This is a genomic window from Streptomyces sp. NPDC088733 (assembly GCF_044751185.1).
GTDB lineage: Bacteria > Actinomycetota > Actinomycetes > Streptomycetales > Streptomycetaceae > Actinacidiphila.
On the sequence record NZ_JBIVLH010000020.1, the window covers coordinates 1 to 17,802 of the forward strand.

Consider the following 17,802-nt stretch of genomic DNA (forward strand, 5'->3'; position numbering starts at 1 on the left):
CGCCGCCAACACCGGGGAATGACCAACATCAACCGAAGCAACGGGGGTCACCTTTCACCCGTCGGAAGCGGCTCAGAATTCAGGCGTCGCCGACACAGACCGACAACCCTTCGTAGCGAAGTCCTTCACCCAACACCGCCGCCACCACAGACCAACTGCGGACATCACGCCTGGGCGGCGGAGCGAAGTCGTGACCAGCGCAAATGAGGGGCTGAGAACAGTTCGGGCACAGGTGCTTCCGCTGCGGACAGGCATGCTGCTTGAAGCTGACACGGCACGAGACACACGCGTAGTGCAGCTTGTAGTAGGTCATGGCGTAGAAGCACACCGCGTCACCGTACCGAGCAGTCCTTCAAGCAGGCCACCCGTTTCAAGCGGCCAGCGGTCCGCCATCAGAAACGACGTTTTGATCGCGGTCCGACTGCATGACGCCAGCAAGGCCGTGACTGCCGATCGCGTCCGGCCCATGGTGGCTCTGACCGCCTTGCGTGAGCGTGCTTGCGGTCCGTCTACTGCACCGGTTGGCGGGTTCCAGGGGCCCGTTCCGATGGGAGCGATGTCTCGCCGGGCCCGAGGGCCGGCCGTTCCGGCGGTGCGATGTGGGTTCGGGGCAGCCCACGAGCGTTCTCCCGCCCGGCGTTGGCCACGACGACCTCGATGTAGGGCAGTACCAGCCCCAGGACCAGCGTGATCCAGGCCAGGGGAGTGGAGACCTGCCAGAGCACGACGGCGAGGACGAACGACACCGTCCGGATCGACATCGAGATGATGTATCGGCGCTGCCTGGCGCGTACGTCGTCCGAAAGCCCGGCTGCGGCCCCGGTGATCCGGAAGACCTGGTCGTCGCTGTGCTTCCGTGTCACGTTCCACCACTCGCTCGATACGTCGGAACCACCCGGTTCCGGCACCGTCCACGGCACGCCGTGGTTCTTCCACCAATGAGACAGACGAGGCGCCCGCGATGTGACATCGCCCGCCGAACCTGCCCCTTCGTTGGGGCACCAAGCCATGGACTGCGCGGCGGGTGATCGGCGATGCTGCCCACATGCTGCTTCCCGCCGTCAGCGCGCAGACGGAAATGATCGAGGTCGTGCGCATCACCGAGGCAATGCACAGCCCCCTCTCCGACGACCTGACCGGTGAGGACACCGCGCTGTGGGAAGCGGACCAGGTTCGGGAGGCTCTGGCGCTGATCGCTGAGCTGCCCCCGGGGGAACGGTACCGCTGCTTTGTCCCTGGCTGGGGCATCCGGGCCCACAGCGACAAGGAGCTCCTCTTCGAGATCGCCTTCTGCTTCCACTGCCAAGGTGCACGTCTGCGGGGGCCAGGCGTGCCACCCGAGGAGCAGGGCATCCAGAGTTTCGACCCTGAAAGCATCCCGGGTCGCGCGCTTCTCGCTCTCTTTCGAACCACTGTGCCGAGCTGATAGCTCGGTCGGACTCAGCTTGGCCAGGACGTGTTGAGAGGGGCCCGTGGAGGGGGATATGGAGGAGCAGGACGGTCCGGGGCGAGAGCTGAACGCGTACGAGCGGGTTCTCGCAGAGGGCCGTCGCGTCGTGCGCGAGATGTTCCGCGTGAGCATCGGCGGTGCCCATGCCGGGCTCGTCATAGCGGTCTTCATCGTGGCCTTCTCCGCAGCCGTCGGCGGCGCCGCTTGGGCTCTGGGCATCGGCGGAGCGGTCGCGTGCTGGTTCACCGTGGCCCTTGTGGCGGTTGCCGGTGGCGGGCGCCGCGGCCGGGCCGCAGTCACGCGCGCCTACCTCCTGACGTTCGGCTGGGCCGGTTGGCTGTGACCGGACGTGGACGCCGGACTCGACCGCCGTCCGACCTGGGCCTCGGCCGTGGCGTGACTGTTGGCACCCTCGACCTGTCGCACCCGGTGGGGTTCTGCCTCGCCACTGTCGTCCCGCGGTCATAATGGGGGTATGGCAGCCAGCTCGCAGCCCTCGGTCCCGGGGACCGCAGACCAGTCAGGCTTGTACGCCGAGGACCTGGCACTGTACCGGGAGAAGTTTCGGCGGCGCCTTCCGGCCTCGCTGGACGAGCTGCGCGGGCCTGCCCACGGGATCGTGGATCTGCCGCTGCACGTCGCCTGGTCGGGGATGACCTCTTACGATTTGGAAAAGCCCCGCCAGCGCATGGGCCTCTACCGCACTGTCCTGCACGAAGGACTGCACGACGACCTGCCCCAGTACCTCAACAGGGACCTGCTCCTCCAGATGTGGCCTGTTTTGCGCGGCCTGGTCGGACGCACAGTGCGCGCCGTGTGGGAGGAGGCGTTCCCTCAGCTCGCCGCCCGTGCCCGGGCCGCAGCGTGACGGACATGCCGGAGCTGCACGCGCGGCTCCTGGCCGATGTCATCGCTCTTGGTTCCCCCTACCCGCTGGTGCTCACCGGTGGCTATGCCGTGCGCGCCCACCGTTTGGTCGACCGCCCCAGCCAAGACCTCGATGTCGCCACGCAGAACCCGGCTCCCATGGCTGACATCGCCACCACACTCCGCGCCGGCCTGGAAGAACAGGGCTGGCACGTGCAGTCGCTGGAGATCGCTCCGCTCTCTGCACGCTTCACCGTGTCCGACCCCGCAACGGGGCAGGAGTGCGAGGTCGACATCCTGAAGGAAAACTTCTGGCGACCCATCACCCACAGCCCCTACGGGCCCGTCCTCGCCGAGGAAGACGTGATCGGCACCAAGGTCCGCGCCCTCGGCGACCGAGGTGCCCCCCGGGACCTGATCGACGTCTTCGCCGCCTCCCGACGCTGGTCCACCACCGACTTGGAGGAGTTCGGCCGCCGACACGCCCGGGGCCGCTTCGAACGAGAAGATCTCCAGGCCAACCTCGCCGGCGCCGAGTGGACCGACGACGAAGCGTTCGCCGCCTACGGCCTCGACGACTCCACGATTACCGCGCTGCGCTCCTGGGCCGTGCAGTGGGCCGACGAGCTGGCGGCCCGGCTTCTCGCGGAGTCCGACAACCCCGACGCCGACTGAAGGCCGCGAAAGGCCTGGCCGCAGACACGCTGGCGGCGCCCCGAGACCGACCCGGTCGGTCAGTGCTGCCGTGACCTGCGAGGATCAGGTCCTCGGCGGTCGGGATGCCGGGCGGCATCCGAGGTTTCCGCGCCGGCGGGAGTTTGTCCGGCCGAGGGTGAAAGGGAGCGGGCGGTGCCGGACAGGTGAAGGTGTGGAATTGAGGCTGGTGCAGGAGCCGTCCCGGGTGCGGGAGGCTCGATTCGAGGCGTTGTTGGGTGTGGTGGCGGAGCCGCTGCACCGGTACTTGCGGCGGCGGGCGGACGCCGCCGTGGTCGATGACGTGCTCGCGGAGACGATGCTCGTCCTGTGGCGCCGGCTGGAGGATGTGCCGGGGCTCGGCGGGGACGGTCCCGTCGATCCCGACGAGGTGCTGCCCTGGTGCTACGGCGTCGCGCGGGGCTGTCTGGCCAACGCGCGCCGGGCCGAGGGGCGCCGGCTGCGGCTGGTGGAGCGGCTGACGCAGGCGGAGGAGCCACCGCGCGAGGTGGAGGCGGAGCACCTGGAACTGCATCACGCACTGGGCACGCTGGGGGCGCTCGACCGCGAGGTCGTCCGGCTCTGGGCCTGGGAGGGACTGGCGCCGAGCGCGATCGCGCAGGTCACCGGGTTGACCGCCAACGCCGCGAGTATCCGGCTGCACCGGGCGAAGAAGAAGCTCGCCGCTCGCCTCGAGCGAAAGAATCCCGCTCGGGCCGGACACAGGACGGATGAAGAAGGGAGCCGTCGGTGAACGACGAGGAACTGCTGGCCCGGATGCGGGCCATCGACCCGGCACGGACATCCGCGGCGCCTTCCCCCGATCCCAAGCGTCTCCTGGAGGCCACTGTGACCGCCGACACCCGTGTTTCCCCGACCACGCCCCCTGCTGTGGGCACGTCCCGCCGACGTTTCCTGCCCGTCGCGGTGGGCGCCGCCCTGCTTGTGGTGGTCGGAGGACTCGCCTGGGGTGTGACCTCCCAGGAGACCGAGCCGTCGGCCGCGGCGACCCCGTCGGCCCCCGCTCTGACCCTGGCCGTCCCGGACGCGCCTGCCGGGAAGTGCGCCCCGGTGAGCGCCGACCTCCTGCGCGGTTTCAAGACCGCGTTCGAAGGCACGGCGACCTCGGTCAAGGGCGACCGCGTCGAACTCCGGGTGGACCACTGGTACCGGGGCACCGGCCCCACCACCGTCGGGCTCACCAGCGACGCGAACCTGGCCCAGCTCCTCAACGGAGCGGAGTTCGCCGTCGGCCACCACTACCTGGTCACCGCGGACGACGGCCGCGTCAGCCTGTGCGGCGCGACGGCGGAGGCCACCCCTGAGTTGCGCAGCCTGTACGAGCAGGCGTACGCCGGCTGACGAGCGCCGGTTGCCGTGCGCGTGCCGTCGCACCCCCATGAACCGGGGTGCGACGGCACGCGGCGGAGCGGAGGACTGTCAGAAGTCCAGGCTCCAGTCGTCCAGGTAGCCCGGCACCGCGGCGTTGCCCGGGAAGGACGGGGTGTTGTCCTGGATCCGCAGCTTCCAGGTGCCGTTGGCCGCCACGGTCGAGGCGTCGACGGTGTACGTGGCGTGCAGCTCGTTGCCGGTGTCCCAGACGAAGTCCTTCACCAGGAACGCGGTGCCGTCCGGCGCCACCAGCCAGATGATCTGCCCGCCGATCCACCCCTTGTACACGTCGACACCGACCTTGACCGAGGCGGAGGCGTTGCCCTGCCGGCCCGTGACGGTGATCGGTGACTCCGTGGTCGCCCACGGCCCGATGTCGTACCGGTCGGGGTTGACGAAGTGGCTGCCGCCCGAGGCCAGGACGGTCCACGTCCACGGCACCGGCAGGGTCTCCGCCGCCGAGGTGCGAATCGTGACGACCGCCGCGAAGGTGCCCGCGGCCGTCGGCGTGCCCGTGATCAGGCCCGTCGTACGGTTGATGGACAGGCCGGTGGGCAGGTTGGCCGCCGAGTACGTCAGGGCGCCCGGACGGCTGGTGGCCGCCACGATCTGCCGGCTGACCGGGACGCCCACCGCCGAGTTCCGGGTGGACGGCGGCACCACGGCGATGTGGTTGACGAAGCGCGGACCGACGTTCACGGCGGCCCAGGCGTTGCCCACCGCCTCGTACGCGTCGCTGGACTTGCCGAAGAGGTCCGCGGCGGCCTGGAGGGTGGCCACCCGGGCGGCGGCGTAGTCCGTGGTGCTGGTCATGTAGCGGGTCAGCGCCCGGTACCAGACGTTGGTGGCGTTGTGCAGCCCGAGGCCCGCGACGGGCTTGCCGTCGTAGGTGGGGCTGTCGTAGGCGACGCCGTTGATCGTCTTCTTGCCGCTGCCCTCGGAGAGCAGGTAGAAGAAGTGGTTCGCGACGCCCGAACTGTTGTGGACGTTCAGGCCCTTGGTCTGCGGCGTCCAGTAGTCCTGGGACGTGCCCTTGACCGGGTCGGCGTCCTTGGAGGGCTGGTCCATGTAGCGCAGCGGCTTGCCGGTGCCGCGGACGTCGGCGAGCTCGCCCAGGGTGTAGTCCGGGGTGTCCGACGGGTTGTTGGCGTAGAACTCCACGGCCGTGGCCATGATGTCGCTGGTGGCCTCGTTGAGACCGCCGGACTCGCCCTCGTAGATCAGTCCGGCCGTCGCGGCGGTCACGCCGTGCGTCATCTCGTGTGCGGCGATGTCGAGTTCGGTCAGCGGGTGGGCGTTGTCCAGGCCGTCGCCGTACGTCATGCAGAAGCAGCCGTCGTCCCAGAAGGCGTTGGCGTAGTTGGTGCCGTAGTGGACGCGGGAGTACGAGCCGGCACCGTTGTCGGCGATGCCGTTGCGGCCGTACATGTCGTGGTAGAAGTCCCAGGTCTTGCGCTGGCCGTAGGCGGCGTCGACGGCGGCCGTCTGGCGGTCGGCCGTCGTGCCGTCGCCCCACTGGTCGTCGGTGTCCGTGACGAGGGTGCCGTTGCCGCCGACGCCCGTCAGGTCGTAGGTGCTGTGGCCGCCGCGCTGCGGGTCGGTCAGCTCGTAGTGGTCGCCGTTGCGTACGGTGCCGATCTGCACCCGGCCGCTGTACTGGCTCTGCCCGTTACCCGCGTTGATCTGCTCCGCGTGCTGCAGTTCCTCGCCGGTCGCGGCGTCGGTGAGCACCTGGACGCTGCTCGGGGTGCCGTCGTCCTGGACGCCGGTGACGACCGACTGCCAGGCGAGCCGGGGCTTGCCCTTGCCGCCGGCCCAGACCACAAGGCGGGGTGCGGCGGTGGCCTTCGCCTTGTCGTTCCCCTCCTCCTTGACCGAGGCCAGCGCGGACTTCCTCGCCGTGGCGGCCGGCACGGAGGCGACCGTCGTGGGGAGGGATATGCGGCCGGTGGGTTCGGTGGCGGTGCGGGTGGCGCCCTGCTGGTGCACGACCAAGTCGCCGCCGACGACGGGGAGTCCGCGGTACGTGCGCTCGTAGCGGGTGTGCACGGTGCCGTCGGCGTCCTTGACGACGTCCTTCGGCACCAGCTTCTCGCCGCTGCCGAGCCGCAGCGCGCGTGCGGTGCCGGCGCTCGCGCCGGCGGCATCGTCCAGGAGTGCGGCGTGCTGCGCGGTGGAGAGCCGCAGCGGCGCGGCGCCGGCCCGGGCGGTCGCGGATATCCGGGGCGGTGCGGGCCGGTGCGCGGCGTCGTCCGCGGCCCGGGGGGCGGCGACGGCGCCGGCCGCCGGGAGGGCGGTGGCGAGGGCGGCGGCCAGGGCGAGCGCCGCGAGGACGGCGGTCGTGCGGCGCGGAGGGGGCGAGGTCCGTGGCGAAGTGGCGCCCGTGACAGGGGGGTTGTGCGTCACTGGTGCAGCTCCTTGCGCCCGGCCGGAGGGGGCCGGGGGAGGGGGTGGCCGGAGGCGACGGTGCCTCCGCGGCGACGTCGCACGATGCGCAGGTGTGTACGACCCGGGGATCGTTTCAGCCACCCCAACCACCGTCCACAGTTCGGAGATCATTGTCCGAAAAGCGGTGAGCGGTTCATAGCGGGGCCATCACTGCGAGGTGGAGTCACTTGCGGCTTCATGTCGGTGTAACAGTCGGCGGTGCGGCCGTGGTGACAGGTTTCGGCCAACCGTGAACGTGTTGGCGGTGTCGGCATTCCGACAGCTGTCGTCAAAACGACAGCAGTTGGGGGCGGGCCTCACCGGCGGCGTCGGCGACATGCCGCCGTCCGGGATCCTGGTGGCCGTCCAGGCATCGAGTGCCCGCGTCCGTGGCGGAGTTCGTGCAGCTCAGGCTCCCGGCAGACTCCGGATCGCGACGGCCCGGAAGCCGGCCTGCCATTCGCTCCCGCGTCCGGCGGCCCGCTCCGCCACCAGGACAAAACCCCCACGTCAGAGGCCTGTTGCGACGTCGGGCGCGACGATTCGTCACGCGAACGTAACCCTGCCGTGATCGGGTGAAGATTGGGTGTGACGGACATGCACACCGTTCACCTCATGGGAGGAGACTCGTGGTCACAAGCCCGAGCCTTCGACGACGACGCCGACTTGTCGTGGCGTCGGCCATCACTGTTTTCGCCACCATATTCAGCGGCTTGGGGATTGCCGGACCGGCCATGGCGCAGTCCGGCAATCCCCTGCCGGACCTGAAGCTGGGTCAGTACGACGGACCCCGCCCCTCCCTGACCGGCGGGGGTGCCCTGCACTCCGCCGCGCAGCCCGGAACCATCAAGGGGCAGTACGTCGTGCGGCTGCGGGAGGCGCCGGTCACCTCGTACGCGGGTGGCGTCAAGGGGCTCGTGGCGACCAGGCCGGCGGCCGGTCAGGAACTCCAGCCGCACTCGGCCGCGGCCGAGAAGTACCGTCAGCACCTCGGCGACGCGCAGCGTGACGTGCTCGGCGACTTCGGTGTGCGGGCGCAGCGCACCTACACGACCGCCTTCAACGGCTTCTCCGCCAAGCTGACCGGTGATCAGGCCGGCCGGCTCGCCAAGGACCCGCGCGTCGCGGCGGTCACCGCGGCCCGTCTCGTGAAGGCCGACGCCGCGACGACCACGACCCCGCAAACGGCACAGGACACCGCACAGGCGTCGACGCGCACACCGGCGCAACCGGCCGCGCAGACCAAACCGGGCCATGGCTCCGATGTGGTCATCGGTGTGATCGACACCGGAATCTGGCCGGAGAGCGCGTCCTTCGCCGCCACCATGCCGCGACCCCCGGGCTGGCACGGCACCTGCCAGAGGGGTCAGGACTTCCCCGCCTCCGCCTGCAACGGCAAGATCGTCGGGGCGCGGTACTTCGCCGACGGGTGGCTCAGCGCCTACGGCTCGCTCCCCGACGGGGAGAGCCTCTCGCCCCGCGACATGGAAGGGCACGGCACCCACACCGCCTCGACCGCGGCGGGTCTCCCGGTCAAGCACGCGATGATCCTCGGGCACGACTACGGCGCGATCTCCGGGGTGGCCCCCGATGCGCGTATCGCCGTGTACAAGGCCCTCTGGGGCGGCTCGGGCACGGACGCCGACATCATCGCGGCGATCGACGCGGCGGTGGCCGACGGTGTCCAGGTGATCAACTACTCGGCCGGCGTGTCGATGGGCGACTACGAGCCCAACAGCCCGATCGGGGACGCCTTCCTCAATGCCTACCTCGCCGGGGTCTTCGTCGCGGCCTCGGCCGGCAACGACGGCATGTCCGGGATGATCAGCAACGCCGAACCGTGGGTGACCACGGTGGGCGCGACCGTCGAGCGTTCCCACGAGGCGACCGTCCGGCTCGGCGACGGCACCCGTATCGTCGGCACGTCGATGGACCGGCTGCCGTCCCGCCGCGACACCCCCATCGTCTTCGCCGACCAGGCCGGATCGCTCGAGGACGGCGCGCAGTACTGCTGGTCCGGAAGCCTCGACCCCGCCAAGGTCAAGGGCAAGATCGTGGCCTGCGACTTCATCGACGCCGTCGACGCGGTGGCGACGGTCAAGGCCGCCGGCGGTGTCGGCGTGGTGCTGTTCCAGTCGACCGGCAACACGCGGCTGAACGTGATCTACGACTTCCCGACCGTCTACCTGTGGAGCGCCGAACAGGCGGGCAAGCTCTTCAACTACCTGTGGGCGCACCGAACTGACGGGACCGCGTCGCTGGCCGAGGGCGGGGACGGCAGCAGCCTCGTCGGGGTGCCGAGCGTGGCCGGCCTCTCGTCCTACGGTCCCGACCAGGTGCACACCGGACTGCAGAAGCCCGACCTCGTCGCGGACGGCATCGACGTGGTGGCGGCGGTGTCGCCGATGGCCGGAGGACGGCTCTTCGACGCGTATTCGGGCACCTCGATGGCCGCACCGCACGTGGCCGGCATGGCCGCACTGCTGCGTGCCCGGCACCCCAAGTGGTCGCCCGGCGCGACCGCTTCGGCACTGCGGACCACCGCCACCGACACCAAGGGCACGGCCAGCCCGCTGCGCCAGGGCTCCGGGCTGCCCCGCACCTCGTCCGCCGACGACCCGGGCCTGGTGATCGAGCCCTCGCCGGCCGAGCTGACCGCCTTCGCGTCCGCGGCGACCCCGGACGGCAAGGAGATCAACCTGCCGTCGATCGCGCTGCGCGAGTACGACGGAACGAAGCCGGTCCGTGTCACACGGCGGCTGACCAACGTCGGCACGCGAACCGAGGCGTACACGGCGCACGTCGACGGACTCGCCGGGATGAAGGTGACCGTCAGCCCCAAGACGATCTCGGTGAAGCCCGGTGCCACCGCCACGGTGACCATCACGCTGGAGCGCGGCACCGCGACCTGGGACCGCTACGCCACCGGGTCACTGACCTTCACCAGCGCCCGGCACCAGGTGCGGCTGACGGTCGCCGCCCGACCGTGGGGCTTCACCCCGCGTCCGTACGACGACACGGGCATCGAGTTCGGCCGTGTCGGCGGGCAAGGCCAGGGATACCTGGAACCCGGCTTCACCGGACCGCTGGCCGGCCGCACCACCGGGTACACCCCCGTGACCTGGACGGACAAGAAGCTCACGACCTCCGTCAGCGGCGGCGTGTTCTCCCCCGGCGGAGTGGGCACCCAGGGCACGAAGATCGTCGTACCGCCAGGTTCGGCCGGACTCATCGTGCAGACGGCCTCCGACGACCCGAACACGAACCTCGACCTCTACCTCTACAAGGACGGCAAACTGGTCGACCGGAGCTGGGCCTCCTGGCACAGCAACGAGCGCAGCGCCCGGTTCTTCCCCGAACCCGGCGTCTACACCGCCTACGTGCACGCCCAGACGGCGACCTCCCCCGAGGTTCCCTACCGGCTCGGGGTGACCGTCGTCCCTGAGAACGCCGAGCGGCACAACGCCACCTTGACCACACCGACCGAGGTGCAGCGGGGTGGGTACTCCCAGGTGACGCTGAACCCCGTGGGCCCGCAGCCCGACGTCGAGCAGTGGGCGTACACCGAGTTCCGCACCGGCCGGACCGTCGTCCCCGGCCTGCTGATCAGCTCCCGCTGACCGGCGCACACCCAGCCGGGGCCGGCCTTCCGCAAGGGAGGCCGGCCCCGCGGCATTTGCGGCCGGTGCCCAGCGCCGGCACACCTGCGGGTGCTACGGCGTGAGCACGATCCTGCCGAAGACCTCACCGGCGTCCATCTTCCGGTGCGCGAGCTCGGCTTTGTCGAGCGGCAGCAGCTCGTGCACCACCGCTTCGACCTCGCCGCGGCCGGCCGCGGCGAACAGCTCTCCGCGCCGGGCACGCAGGTCGGCCTCCGGGACGGTGGCCGCGCTGAAGGCGGCGAACGACATCGACTTCTGGAACGCCGCCATGATTCTGGTGCCGAAGTCCGCGGGCGGCCGGCCCGCGACCGCGCCGACGGCCACCATGCGGCCGTTCGGATTGAGCCTGTCGAAGAACGACGCCATGTCCTTTCCGGCCGCCACATCGAGAATGACGTCGTAGCCGCCGGGAGCATCTGTTCCTCCGTCGCCGGAGCGGTCCAGCACGTGGGTCGCGCCGAGGCGGCGCAGCCGCTCACCGCGCTCGGCCGACGACGTCGTGACCGCCACTGCCGCGGCTCCACCGACTGCCGCGAGCTGCACTGCCATGATCCCGATACTGCCGGCCGCACCCCGCACCAGGACGGCCTCCCCGGGGGCGAAGTGAGCGTGCCGCAGACCGAAGTGGGCGACCGCACCTGCACTGCCGAGCGTCACCGCCGCCGCGGCGGACAGACCGGCGGGCAGGGGAACGAGCTGCCCGACCGGCGCGAGCACCTGCTCGGCGTAGCCCCCGCCGGTGCCGGGCGAGCCCCACACCCGCCGGCCGGCCCACGACGGGTCGACGCCGTCACCGACCGCGGTCACGGTGCCCGCCACTTCGCCACCCGGCACGTGGCCCTCCTTGAAGCCGTACGAGGCCAGCGCCCCGCTCCGGATCAAGGTGTCGACACCGCCCACCCCCACGGCCTCGGTGGCGATCAGCACCTCCCCGGCGCCGGGTACGGGCTCCGGCAGGTCGACGACAGCCAGGCCCTCAGGACCTCCGAACCTCTGGATCACCACTGCCTTCAAGGTCATCTCCGAATCTCCGAACCGCCTGTGGACGGTGGCGGCCCTCACATCCCGGGACCGTAACGGACGCCCCCGTCCGTTTGGGTAAAGTGAGAGCGGTGACCGACGACGTGCCTCATTCGCTGCGCTCCGACGCGCTGGACAATCGCGAGCGCATCCTCGATGCCGCCCGGGCGCTGTTCTCCACCGACGGCCTGGACGTGCCGATGCGAGAGATCGCGCGGCACGCCGGTGTGGGGCCCGCCACCTTGTACCGCCGCTTCCCGACCAAGCAGGCGCTCGTCGCCGAAGCCTTCGCCGACCAGCTGACCGCCTGTCGCGCCATCGTCGACGAGGGCAGCGCGGATCCTGACCCCTGGCGCGGCCTGTGCCTGGTGATCGAGAGGACCTGCGAGCTGCACGCACGCGATCGCGGCTTCACGCAGGCGTTCCTGTCCAGTTTTCCGGGAGCGGTGGATGCCGCCGCGAGCCGCGAGTACACGGTGACCGCAGTCGCCTCCTTGGCTCAACGGGCCCAAGCAGCGGGACGCCTTCGGCCCGACTTCGTCCTGGACGACCTGATCGTCATCCTGATGGCGAACCAAGGGATCCACGCCGCGTCGGCCACCACCCAGGTGGCGGCCTCCCGGCGCTTCGCGGCATTGGCGATCCAGGCGCTCGAGGCGCGCCCCGGCCAAGCGCCACTGCCGCCGGCGGTACGACTGGCCTCCGCGGTGCATGCGTCACCGCGTTGACCGGCGTTGCCCGCCGCCGGTTCCCAGGTGCGGGCGAGCGGTCATCGGCAACGGCAACCGCTAGGAGCCCGCGGTCGGGTCGGTCGTGGCAAGGCCCAGCGCCGCGCGGGCCTTGACGGCTTCGTCGTGGCCCGACAGCCGTTCCCCCGCTTTGTAGTGGTCGTAGTACGCATGCGCGTTCTTGGCGCCGGCGGCCTTCGCCCAGTGCGCGCGGGCCGCGTCCAACTCCTTCGCGAGCGCCGCGACGTGCGGCCGCGCGGCGGCCGGCCAGTCGTGGTGGCGCAGGAGACGCGACTCTTGGCCGAGGGCGATGGTGACGTCGTGCGCCCACTGCTTGTAACCCTTGAGGTCGTCCTCGATGTACTCCGCCTCCGGGGCGTCGTCCTTCGCGTCGTCGAGCGTGTTGGCGGCCTTCAGATAGACGAGTTGATGCGCGTCGAGCGTGGTCTCGTCGCGCCGCAGCGACCCCGTGAGGGGGCCGCTGTGCTTGCGGTAGAAGCAGATCACCTGGCGCTCGTGGATGTTCCACGACCTGCTGGTGGGGACGAAGTAGGAGACGCCGGCGTCCTTCGGGAACGCCCAGGTGTCCAGGGTGTAGGCGTGTCGCAGCTGCCCGCACCGCTTCCCGGCCACGGTGGCGACCGAGTCGTCCCCCGGGAAGCCGCTGTTCTCCCCGGACATCTGGAAGACCCCGAAGACCTCGCCGGTGTGCACGCGCGCGCACGGCACGGTGGCCGCGTTCCTGACCGCGCCCTTCACCTCGTCCTTCGGGGTGTTGAAGCAGTCGCCCCTGCGCAGGGAGGAGAGCGTGTCGCCGCCCCGGGCGCCATGCGCGAGGCCGTCGCTGAAGCCCTTGGTGAACGCGGCGAGGCCGCCGAGCGCGAGGAGCGCGGCCACCAGCGTGCTGAGCGCCGACAGCACCAGACCGGTGACGGCCAGGCCCTTGCCGCGCTCGCCCCGCCTGTCGATCTGTGTCAGCGCCACGGCCCCCAGCACGACGCCGATCACCGGCACGACGCACACCAGCCCCAACACCAGCGCCATGACCGCGAGTTTGTTCAGTGGCCGCCGCGTCGGCGGTTCGAGGGCCGACGGCTGGGGCGAGTACGGCGAGTCCACGGAACAGCGCTCCTCGTGCACGATCGAACGAACGTGCGCGAATATATCCGGTGCCGGCAGACGGCCGGGGCGCGGCCCGGAGTGGGCCGCGCCCCGGCCTGGATCAGGTGCCGGCGGCTGCTACGCGCGCTCCAGCGTCACGTTGTGGACGACGGTTGCTCCCTTCTGGAGCCGCACGGTGGCTACGGTCGGCCGGTAGCCGTCCTTGGCGACGATGACGGTCAACGGGTTGTTGCGGGTGTCGAGCCACAGTCCGAAGGTGCCGTCCGGGCGCGTTGTGAGCGTCCAGGAGCCGGCCCAGCTGTCGATCTGCACGGTCGCGCCGGCCAGCGGGGCGGTTCCTCCTGCCGTGGTCGCCCCGAGAACGGTCCCGCTGATGTTGCCCCATCGTCGCGGTGGGTCGACGTGCAGCGTGACGGGGATGTCGGGCAGTGCGTAGGGGGTGTCGGTGAACAGTGCGAGCCTGGCGCCGAGGTCGCCGGGTTGGGCGACCTCCAGGTTCGCGGTGTCGAAGGTGAGGGTGAGCACCGTCTTCTGACCGGGGGCGAGGGTGATGGTCCTGGCGGACTCGCCGAGCCAGGTGACCTCCGACAGCCCCGCCTGGTCGTAGCCGGGCAGCACCTCGACGGCGGTGGTGGGCGCGAGTTCGTAGGCGTCGACGGTGCCGCCGACCTTGTAGAAGCCCGGCGCGCCGCCGCTTCTGAACGTGCTGGTGTTGGCGTTGGGCAGGGCGGTCCAGGTCGCCGTCGCGGGGTCGAGGGCGAAGCCCTGGTTCGTCAGCAGGCTGTCGTCGGTCACACCGCTGGAGATCAGCAGCAGTCCGTTGGCAGCGGTGTACGCCGCGCCCCACAGCGGGATCGGCATGTCGGGCAGGGCCGACCACTTGTCGGTGGCGGGGTTGTAGACATACGAGGAGGCCACGGCGACGGCGCCGCCGCTCTCCCCGCCGGCGCAGTAGATCTTGGTGCCGATGGCGGCGCAGGACTGCCAGGCGATGGGCTCCGGATAGGGGGCGATCTCCGACCAGCGGTCGGCCTGGGGATCGTAGACGAAGGCGTCGGTCGTGCCGCAGCTCGTCGCGGCGCAACCGCCCACCATGTACAGCTTTCCGTCCAGGACGGTGCTTCCCGATCCGGCGTAGGCCTTGGGCGCCTTGGCACCGCTGGTCCAGCGGTTGCTGACGGGGTCGTAGATGTCCAGGGCCGGGTCGATGCCGCCGGTGCTGCTGCCCCAGCCGCCGGCGGCGTAGAACAAGCCGTCGATGAAGCCGTGCGCGGGCGCGCGGCGCGGGTGCGGGGAGGAGGTGAGCCGGCTCCAGGCGCCGGTGTCGGGGGAGAGGCGGTACAGGTCGCCGGTGTCGTCCTCCCCGTCGTACCCGTAGGCCGAGTAGATCTTGCCGTCGAAGCTGTCGACGGCGTTGTCCATGATGGCCGCGGGCAGGTCGGCGACGGGCTTCCAGGCGTCACCCGAGGGCCCGGTCTCGCGGGAGGGAACGGCGTGCCCGGGCGGAAGCGTGGTGCGGCCGTCGATCGGTGCGGTGCGCCCGTCGGCGCCCGATGACGGGAGCGGTCGCCGGGCGGCGCGGTGGAGGGGTGCGCCGGCGCCGGTGCTGCCGGAGCCGACCCGCTCCGCGAGGGTCAAGGTGGCCTGGGCGCCTCCGGTGTTGGTGATGGTCAGCTTGTGCGTCGCGGTCTTTCCCAGGACCGCCGTCGCCTCGATCGGTTCCGTCGTCAAGGACAGCTGACCCGCCGTGAGCTTCCACGCCGAGGCCACGACGGTGTCGGCGCGCGCCGCCACCGTCTTGGACCGCTCCGTGTAGCGCGGCGCCGCTGCCGTGAGGGTGTGCTTGCCCACGGGCGCGGTCAGGGTGAAGAAGCCGTCGCCGAGGTTCGGGTCCTCGGGTGTGGCCGCCGTGATCGCGCTCAGCGAGGGCTGGTCCCGGTCGATGACGGTGGCCGGTGCCAGCCCCGCGCCGGTGTTGGCGTCGGTGACGGTTCCGGTGATGAGACCGGCAGGGGTGGGGGTGAGCCCCCTGCCTCCGACGAAGACGTTGTCGACGGCCCACCACAGCGCGAAGGAGGCGGTGTAGTGGAACCGCACCCGGACCGAGGGTTCGCCCGCGTACCCGGCCAGGGGTACGTCGAGATGGGTCGGGCCGGCCGCGTCGGTGGTCAGGGACCGGACGTTCTTCCAGGTCACGCCGTCGTCGGTGCTGACGTCGAGGTCGGCGGTCTGCCCGAAGAAGGGCTTGAGGTCGGTGTCGAAGGCCAGCTCGGGGACCGTGACGCCGGTGAAGTCGAAGCGCGGGCTGACCAGGCTGGAGTCCTGCGCGGCCGGGTAGCCGTAGTGGTCGCTGTCGACCACCGCGAAACCGCCGTTGCCGCCAGTGGTGTTGGACCGCGCTCCGGGGTCGTCGAACGCCCAGCCGCCCTGAGTCCCCTCGGCGTCGACCACCGACCAGCCCTCGGGCGCGGAGTCCGTCGAGGTGAACTCCTGTGTCGGGCCGGTCAGCTCCGGCGCGTAGGCAGGGGCGCCGGCCGACCAGACGTCGGCGGGCACCGGAATGTCGAGCTGCTGCGCCGCCGTGCCCGCCGCCAGGTGCCGGGTGACTTCCTCGTAGCCGGGAAGGGACGCCGTGACCCGCAGGGTGTGCGCACGGTTCTGCGGCAGCTCGAGGCTGTACACGCCGGTCGCGGGGTCGCTCCACACCGGGCCGGCGGGCGAGCCGTCCACGACGATCCTGGCGTAGAGCGGCCAGCCGTGCCCGGAACCGTCGGTGATCCTCCCCGTGACCGTACGGCTGGGCACCGCGGTCAGCGCGTAGTTCCTCGTCAGCGTGGCCCCGTCGGCGATCGTGACGTCCGGCGTGGACGCCGTCGCGTAGCCGAAGGCCTCGACGCCGATGTCGTAGGTTCCGGCCGGCAGGGACAGCGTGTAGGCCCCCGAGGCGTCGGAGTGCACGGTGACGTCGCCGCCCGAGACCGCGGCCCCCGCCAGTGCCTTGCCGGTACCGGCGTCCGTGACCGTCCCGGAGATCTCCCCGCGCGGCCCACCGCGGAACGCGCCCAGGCCCCGGGGCGTGCCCAGTCCGGTCGGCCCGTCGAATCCGGGCCCTGCGGTGCACAGATAGGCGGGGTCGCACGTGCCGTTGGACCCGCTGGTCACATCGTTGAGGCCACTGGCCGCGGCGTAGGGGTAGGAGTTGGGGTAGCTGTCGGCCGCCGGCGCTCCGGCCGCCGCGTAGACCCCGGCGATGATCGGCGTGGCAGCACTCGTCCCGCCGTACACCTGCCAGCCGCTCTGTCCGTAGCTCTGGTAGACCGCCACACCGGTGGCCGGGTCCGCGACGGCCGAGACGTCCGCGACGGTGCGGCGGGGGCAGCCGGTGTCCTTCTGGAAGGCCGGTTTCGCCTGGTAGGCGGAGCAGCCCGAGCCGGTGCCCCGGTCGCCGTTGCTCCAGACCGATTCCGACCACCCGCGGGGACTGCTCGGGTCGCGGGCGAGCGAGGTCCCGCCGACCGAGGTGACGTAGGGCGAGGCGGCGGGATACGGGACTCCGTAGTTCAGGTCGCCGGCGGCGACGACCATGGCCACACCCGGGTGGTTGTAGTGCGTGTCGGTGGTCTCGGCGGGGTCCTCACCGCCCCCGGGGAGGCTGTCGTAGTAGGAGCCGTACGAGTTGGACACGACCTTGGCGCCGAGCGCGACGGCCAGGTCGACGGCCGCCCCGAGGTTGTCCCGGTCGGCGCTGTCGGCCTCCACGAGCAGGATGTGCGCGTTCGGCGCCACGGCGGAGACCATGTCCAGATCCAGCGAGATCTCCCCGGCCCACTCGGGATCGGGCTGCGGGGACTCGGTGCCGCCGCGCTGGTCGACCTTGCGGAAGCAGCCGTTGCCGGTCGTGCAGTCAGGCAGCCCGTACTGCTGCCGGTACACGGCCAAGTCCTGCTCGGCGGTGGGGTCGTCGTACGCGGCGACCACGGCGACCGTCTGCCCGGCGCCGCCGGCTGCCGGGAGGTCGTAGGCGCCGCGCAGGTCGCCGGCGCCGTATCCGGCGGGCGCCTCAGACCGGCGGGCGGTCGGGAGGTCCGTGCGGCGCAGTGCGAAGCACGCGAATTCGTTCTTCTTCGGCGTCGAGCAGGAGGGCTCCGTCGACAGTCCGTTGTCCCGGGCGGTGTCCGCGACCGTGCGCGCCACGCCGGCAGGCGCCTGCGCGACGGCCGATGTCTGCGCCCCGAGCAGGGTGAGCGCCGCGAGGCCCAACACCGCGAGTAACGCGGTGAGTCTGAGCCGCCCGGAGCGCGTGGGCTTTCTCGATATGTGCAAGTGACCGTTCCCATCTGACCGGTGACACTCGATCAACTCTGAAGGCGGTGAGCGAATGAATCCATTCACTGCCGCGTCCATTAGTGATCCACTGCAGATGGCTGTCAATATGGCGCGT

Annotated in this window: 13 protein-coding genes; 8 read left to right on the forward strand and 5 right to left on the reverse strand. The window is 71.1% G+C overall.

The window, feature by feature from the left end:
• Positions 1 to 509: 509 nt before the first annotated feature.
• Positions 510 to 863 (reverse strand): DUF3099 domain-containing protein, encoded by a 354-nt coding sequence (locus tag ACIP64_RS29705; protein ID WP_401592607.1) that lies wholly within the window; start codon positions 861 to 863, stop codon positions 510 to 512.
• Between the two features lie 182 nt (positions 864 to 1,045).
• On the opposite strand from ACIP64_RS29705, the gene ACIP64_RS29710 reads away from it, so the two are divergent.
• The 6 genes from ACIP64_RS29710 (at position 1,046) to ACIP64_RS29735 (ending at position 4,372) form a co-directional block, all read left to right on the forward strand.
• Positions 1,046 to 1,426 (forward strand): hypothetical protein, encoded by a 381-nt coding sequence (locus tag ACIP64_RS29710; protein WP_401592609.1) that lies wholly within the window; start codon positions 1,046 to 1,048, stop codon positions 1,424 to 1,426.
• Between the two features lie 58 nt (positions 1,427 to 1,484).
• Positions 1,485 to 1,793 (forward strand): hypothetical protein, encoded by a 309-nt coding sequence (locus tag ACIP64_RS29715; protein ID WP_401592611.1) that lies wholly within the window; start codon positions 1,485 to 1,487, stop codon positions 1,791 to 1,793.
• Between the two features lie 132 nt (positions 1,794 to 1,925).
• Positions 1,926 to 2,318 (forward strand): hypothetical protein, encoded by a 393-nt coding sequence (locus ACIP64_RS29720; RefSeq protein WP_401592613.1) that lies wholly within the window; start codon positions 1,926 to 1,928, stop codon positions 2,316 to 2,318.
• Between the two features lie 5 nt (positions 2,319 to 2,323).
• Positions 2,324 to 2,992 carry a nucleotidyl transferase AbiEii/AbiGii toxin family protein gene (locus ACIP64_RS29725; protein ID WP_401592615.1) on the forward strand — a complete coding sequence of 223 codons (669 nt, stop codon included), beginning with the start codon at positions 2,324 to 2,326 and terminating at the stop codon, positions 2,990 to 2,992.
• A gap of 193 nt (positions 2,993 to 3,185) precedes the next feature.
• Positions 3,186 to 3,764: an RNA polymerase sigma factor gene (locus ACIP64_RS29730; RefSeq protein WP_401592617.1), complete on the forward strand. Its 579-nt coding sequence runs from the start codon at positions 3,186 to 3,188 to the stop codon at positions 3,762 to 3,764.
• Entirely contained in the window at positions 3,761 to 4,372 is a 612-nt protein-coding gene (locus tag ACIP64_RS29735; protein ID WP_401592619.1) for a hypothetical protein, read from the forward strand. The genes ACIP64_RS29730 and ACIP64_RS29735 overlap by 4 nt, the downstream gene beginning before the upstream one ends.
• Before the next feature lie 78 nt (positions 4,373 to 4,450).
• Here the strand turns inward: ACIP64_RS29735 and ACIP64_RS29740 are convergent, their stop codons facing one another.
• Positions 4,451 to 6,808 (reverse strand): M4 family metallopeptidase, encoded by a 2,358-nt coding sequence (locus ACIP64_RS29740; RefSeq protein WP_401592621.1) that lies wholly within the window; start codon positions 6,806 to 6,808, stop codon positions 4,451 to 4,453.
• A gap of 734 nt (positions 6,809 to 7,542) precedes the next feature.
• Between ACIP64_RS29740 and ACIP64_RS29745 the strand changes: the two genes are divergently transcribed.
• Entirely contained in the window at positions 7,543 to 10,449 is a 2,907-nt protein-coding gene (locus ACIP64_RS29745; protein WP_401592623.1) for a S8 family serine peptidase, read from the forward strand.
• Positions 10,450 to 10,542: 93 nt separating this feature from the next.
• Here the strand turns inward: ACIP64_RS29745 and ACIP64_RS29750 are convergent, their stop codons facing one another.
• The gene (locus ACIP64_RS29750) at positions 10,543 to 11,505 is read right to left on the reverse strand and encodes a zinc-binding dehydrogenase (RefSeq protein ID WP_401592875.1); all 963 of its coding nucleotides are present in this window, start codon (positions 11,503 to 11,505) and stop codon (positions 10,543 to 10,545) included.
• Positions 11,506 to 11,603: 98 nt separating this feature from the next.
• Between ACIP64_RS29750 and ACIP64_RS29755 the strand changes: the two genes are divergently transcribed.
• Complete coding sequence (locus ACIP64_RS29755; RefSeq protein ID WP_401592625.1) at positions 11,604 to 12,239, forward strand: TetR/AcrR family transcriptional regulator; 636 nt, start codon at positions 11,604 to 11,606, stop codon at positions 12,237 to 12,239.
• 60 nt (positions 12,240 to 12,299) lie between these two features.
• On the opposite strand, the gene ACIP64_RS29760 is transcribed toward ACIP64_RS29755, so the two are convergent.
• Together ACIP64_RS29760 and ACIP64_RS29765 are read right to left on the reverse strand one after the other, a co-directional pair.
• Complete coding sequence (locus ACIP64_RS29760; protein WP_401592627.1) at positions 12,300 to 13,358, reverse strand: DUF4190 domain-containing protein; 1,059 nt, start codon at positions 13,356 to 13,358, stop codon at positions 12,300 to 12,302.
• 120 nt (positions 13,359 to 13,478) lie between these two features.
• Positions 13,479 to 17,684, reverse strand: a complete 4,206-nt coding sequence (locus ACIP64_RS29765) for a carboxypeptidase regulatory-like domain-containing protein (RefSeq protein WP_401592629.1) — start codon at positions 17,682 to 17,684, stop codon at positions 13,479 to 13,481.
• Positions 17,685 to 17,802 lie beyond the last annotated feature (118 nt).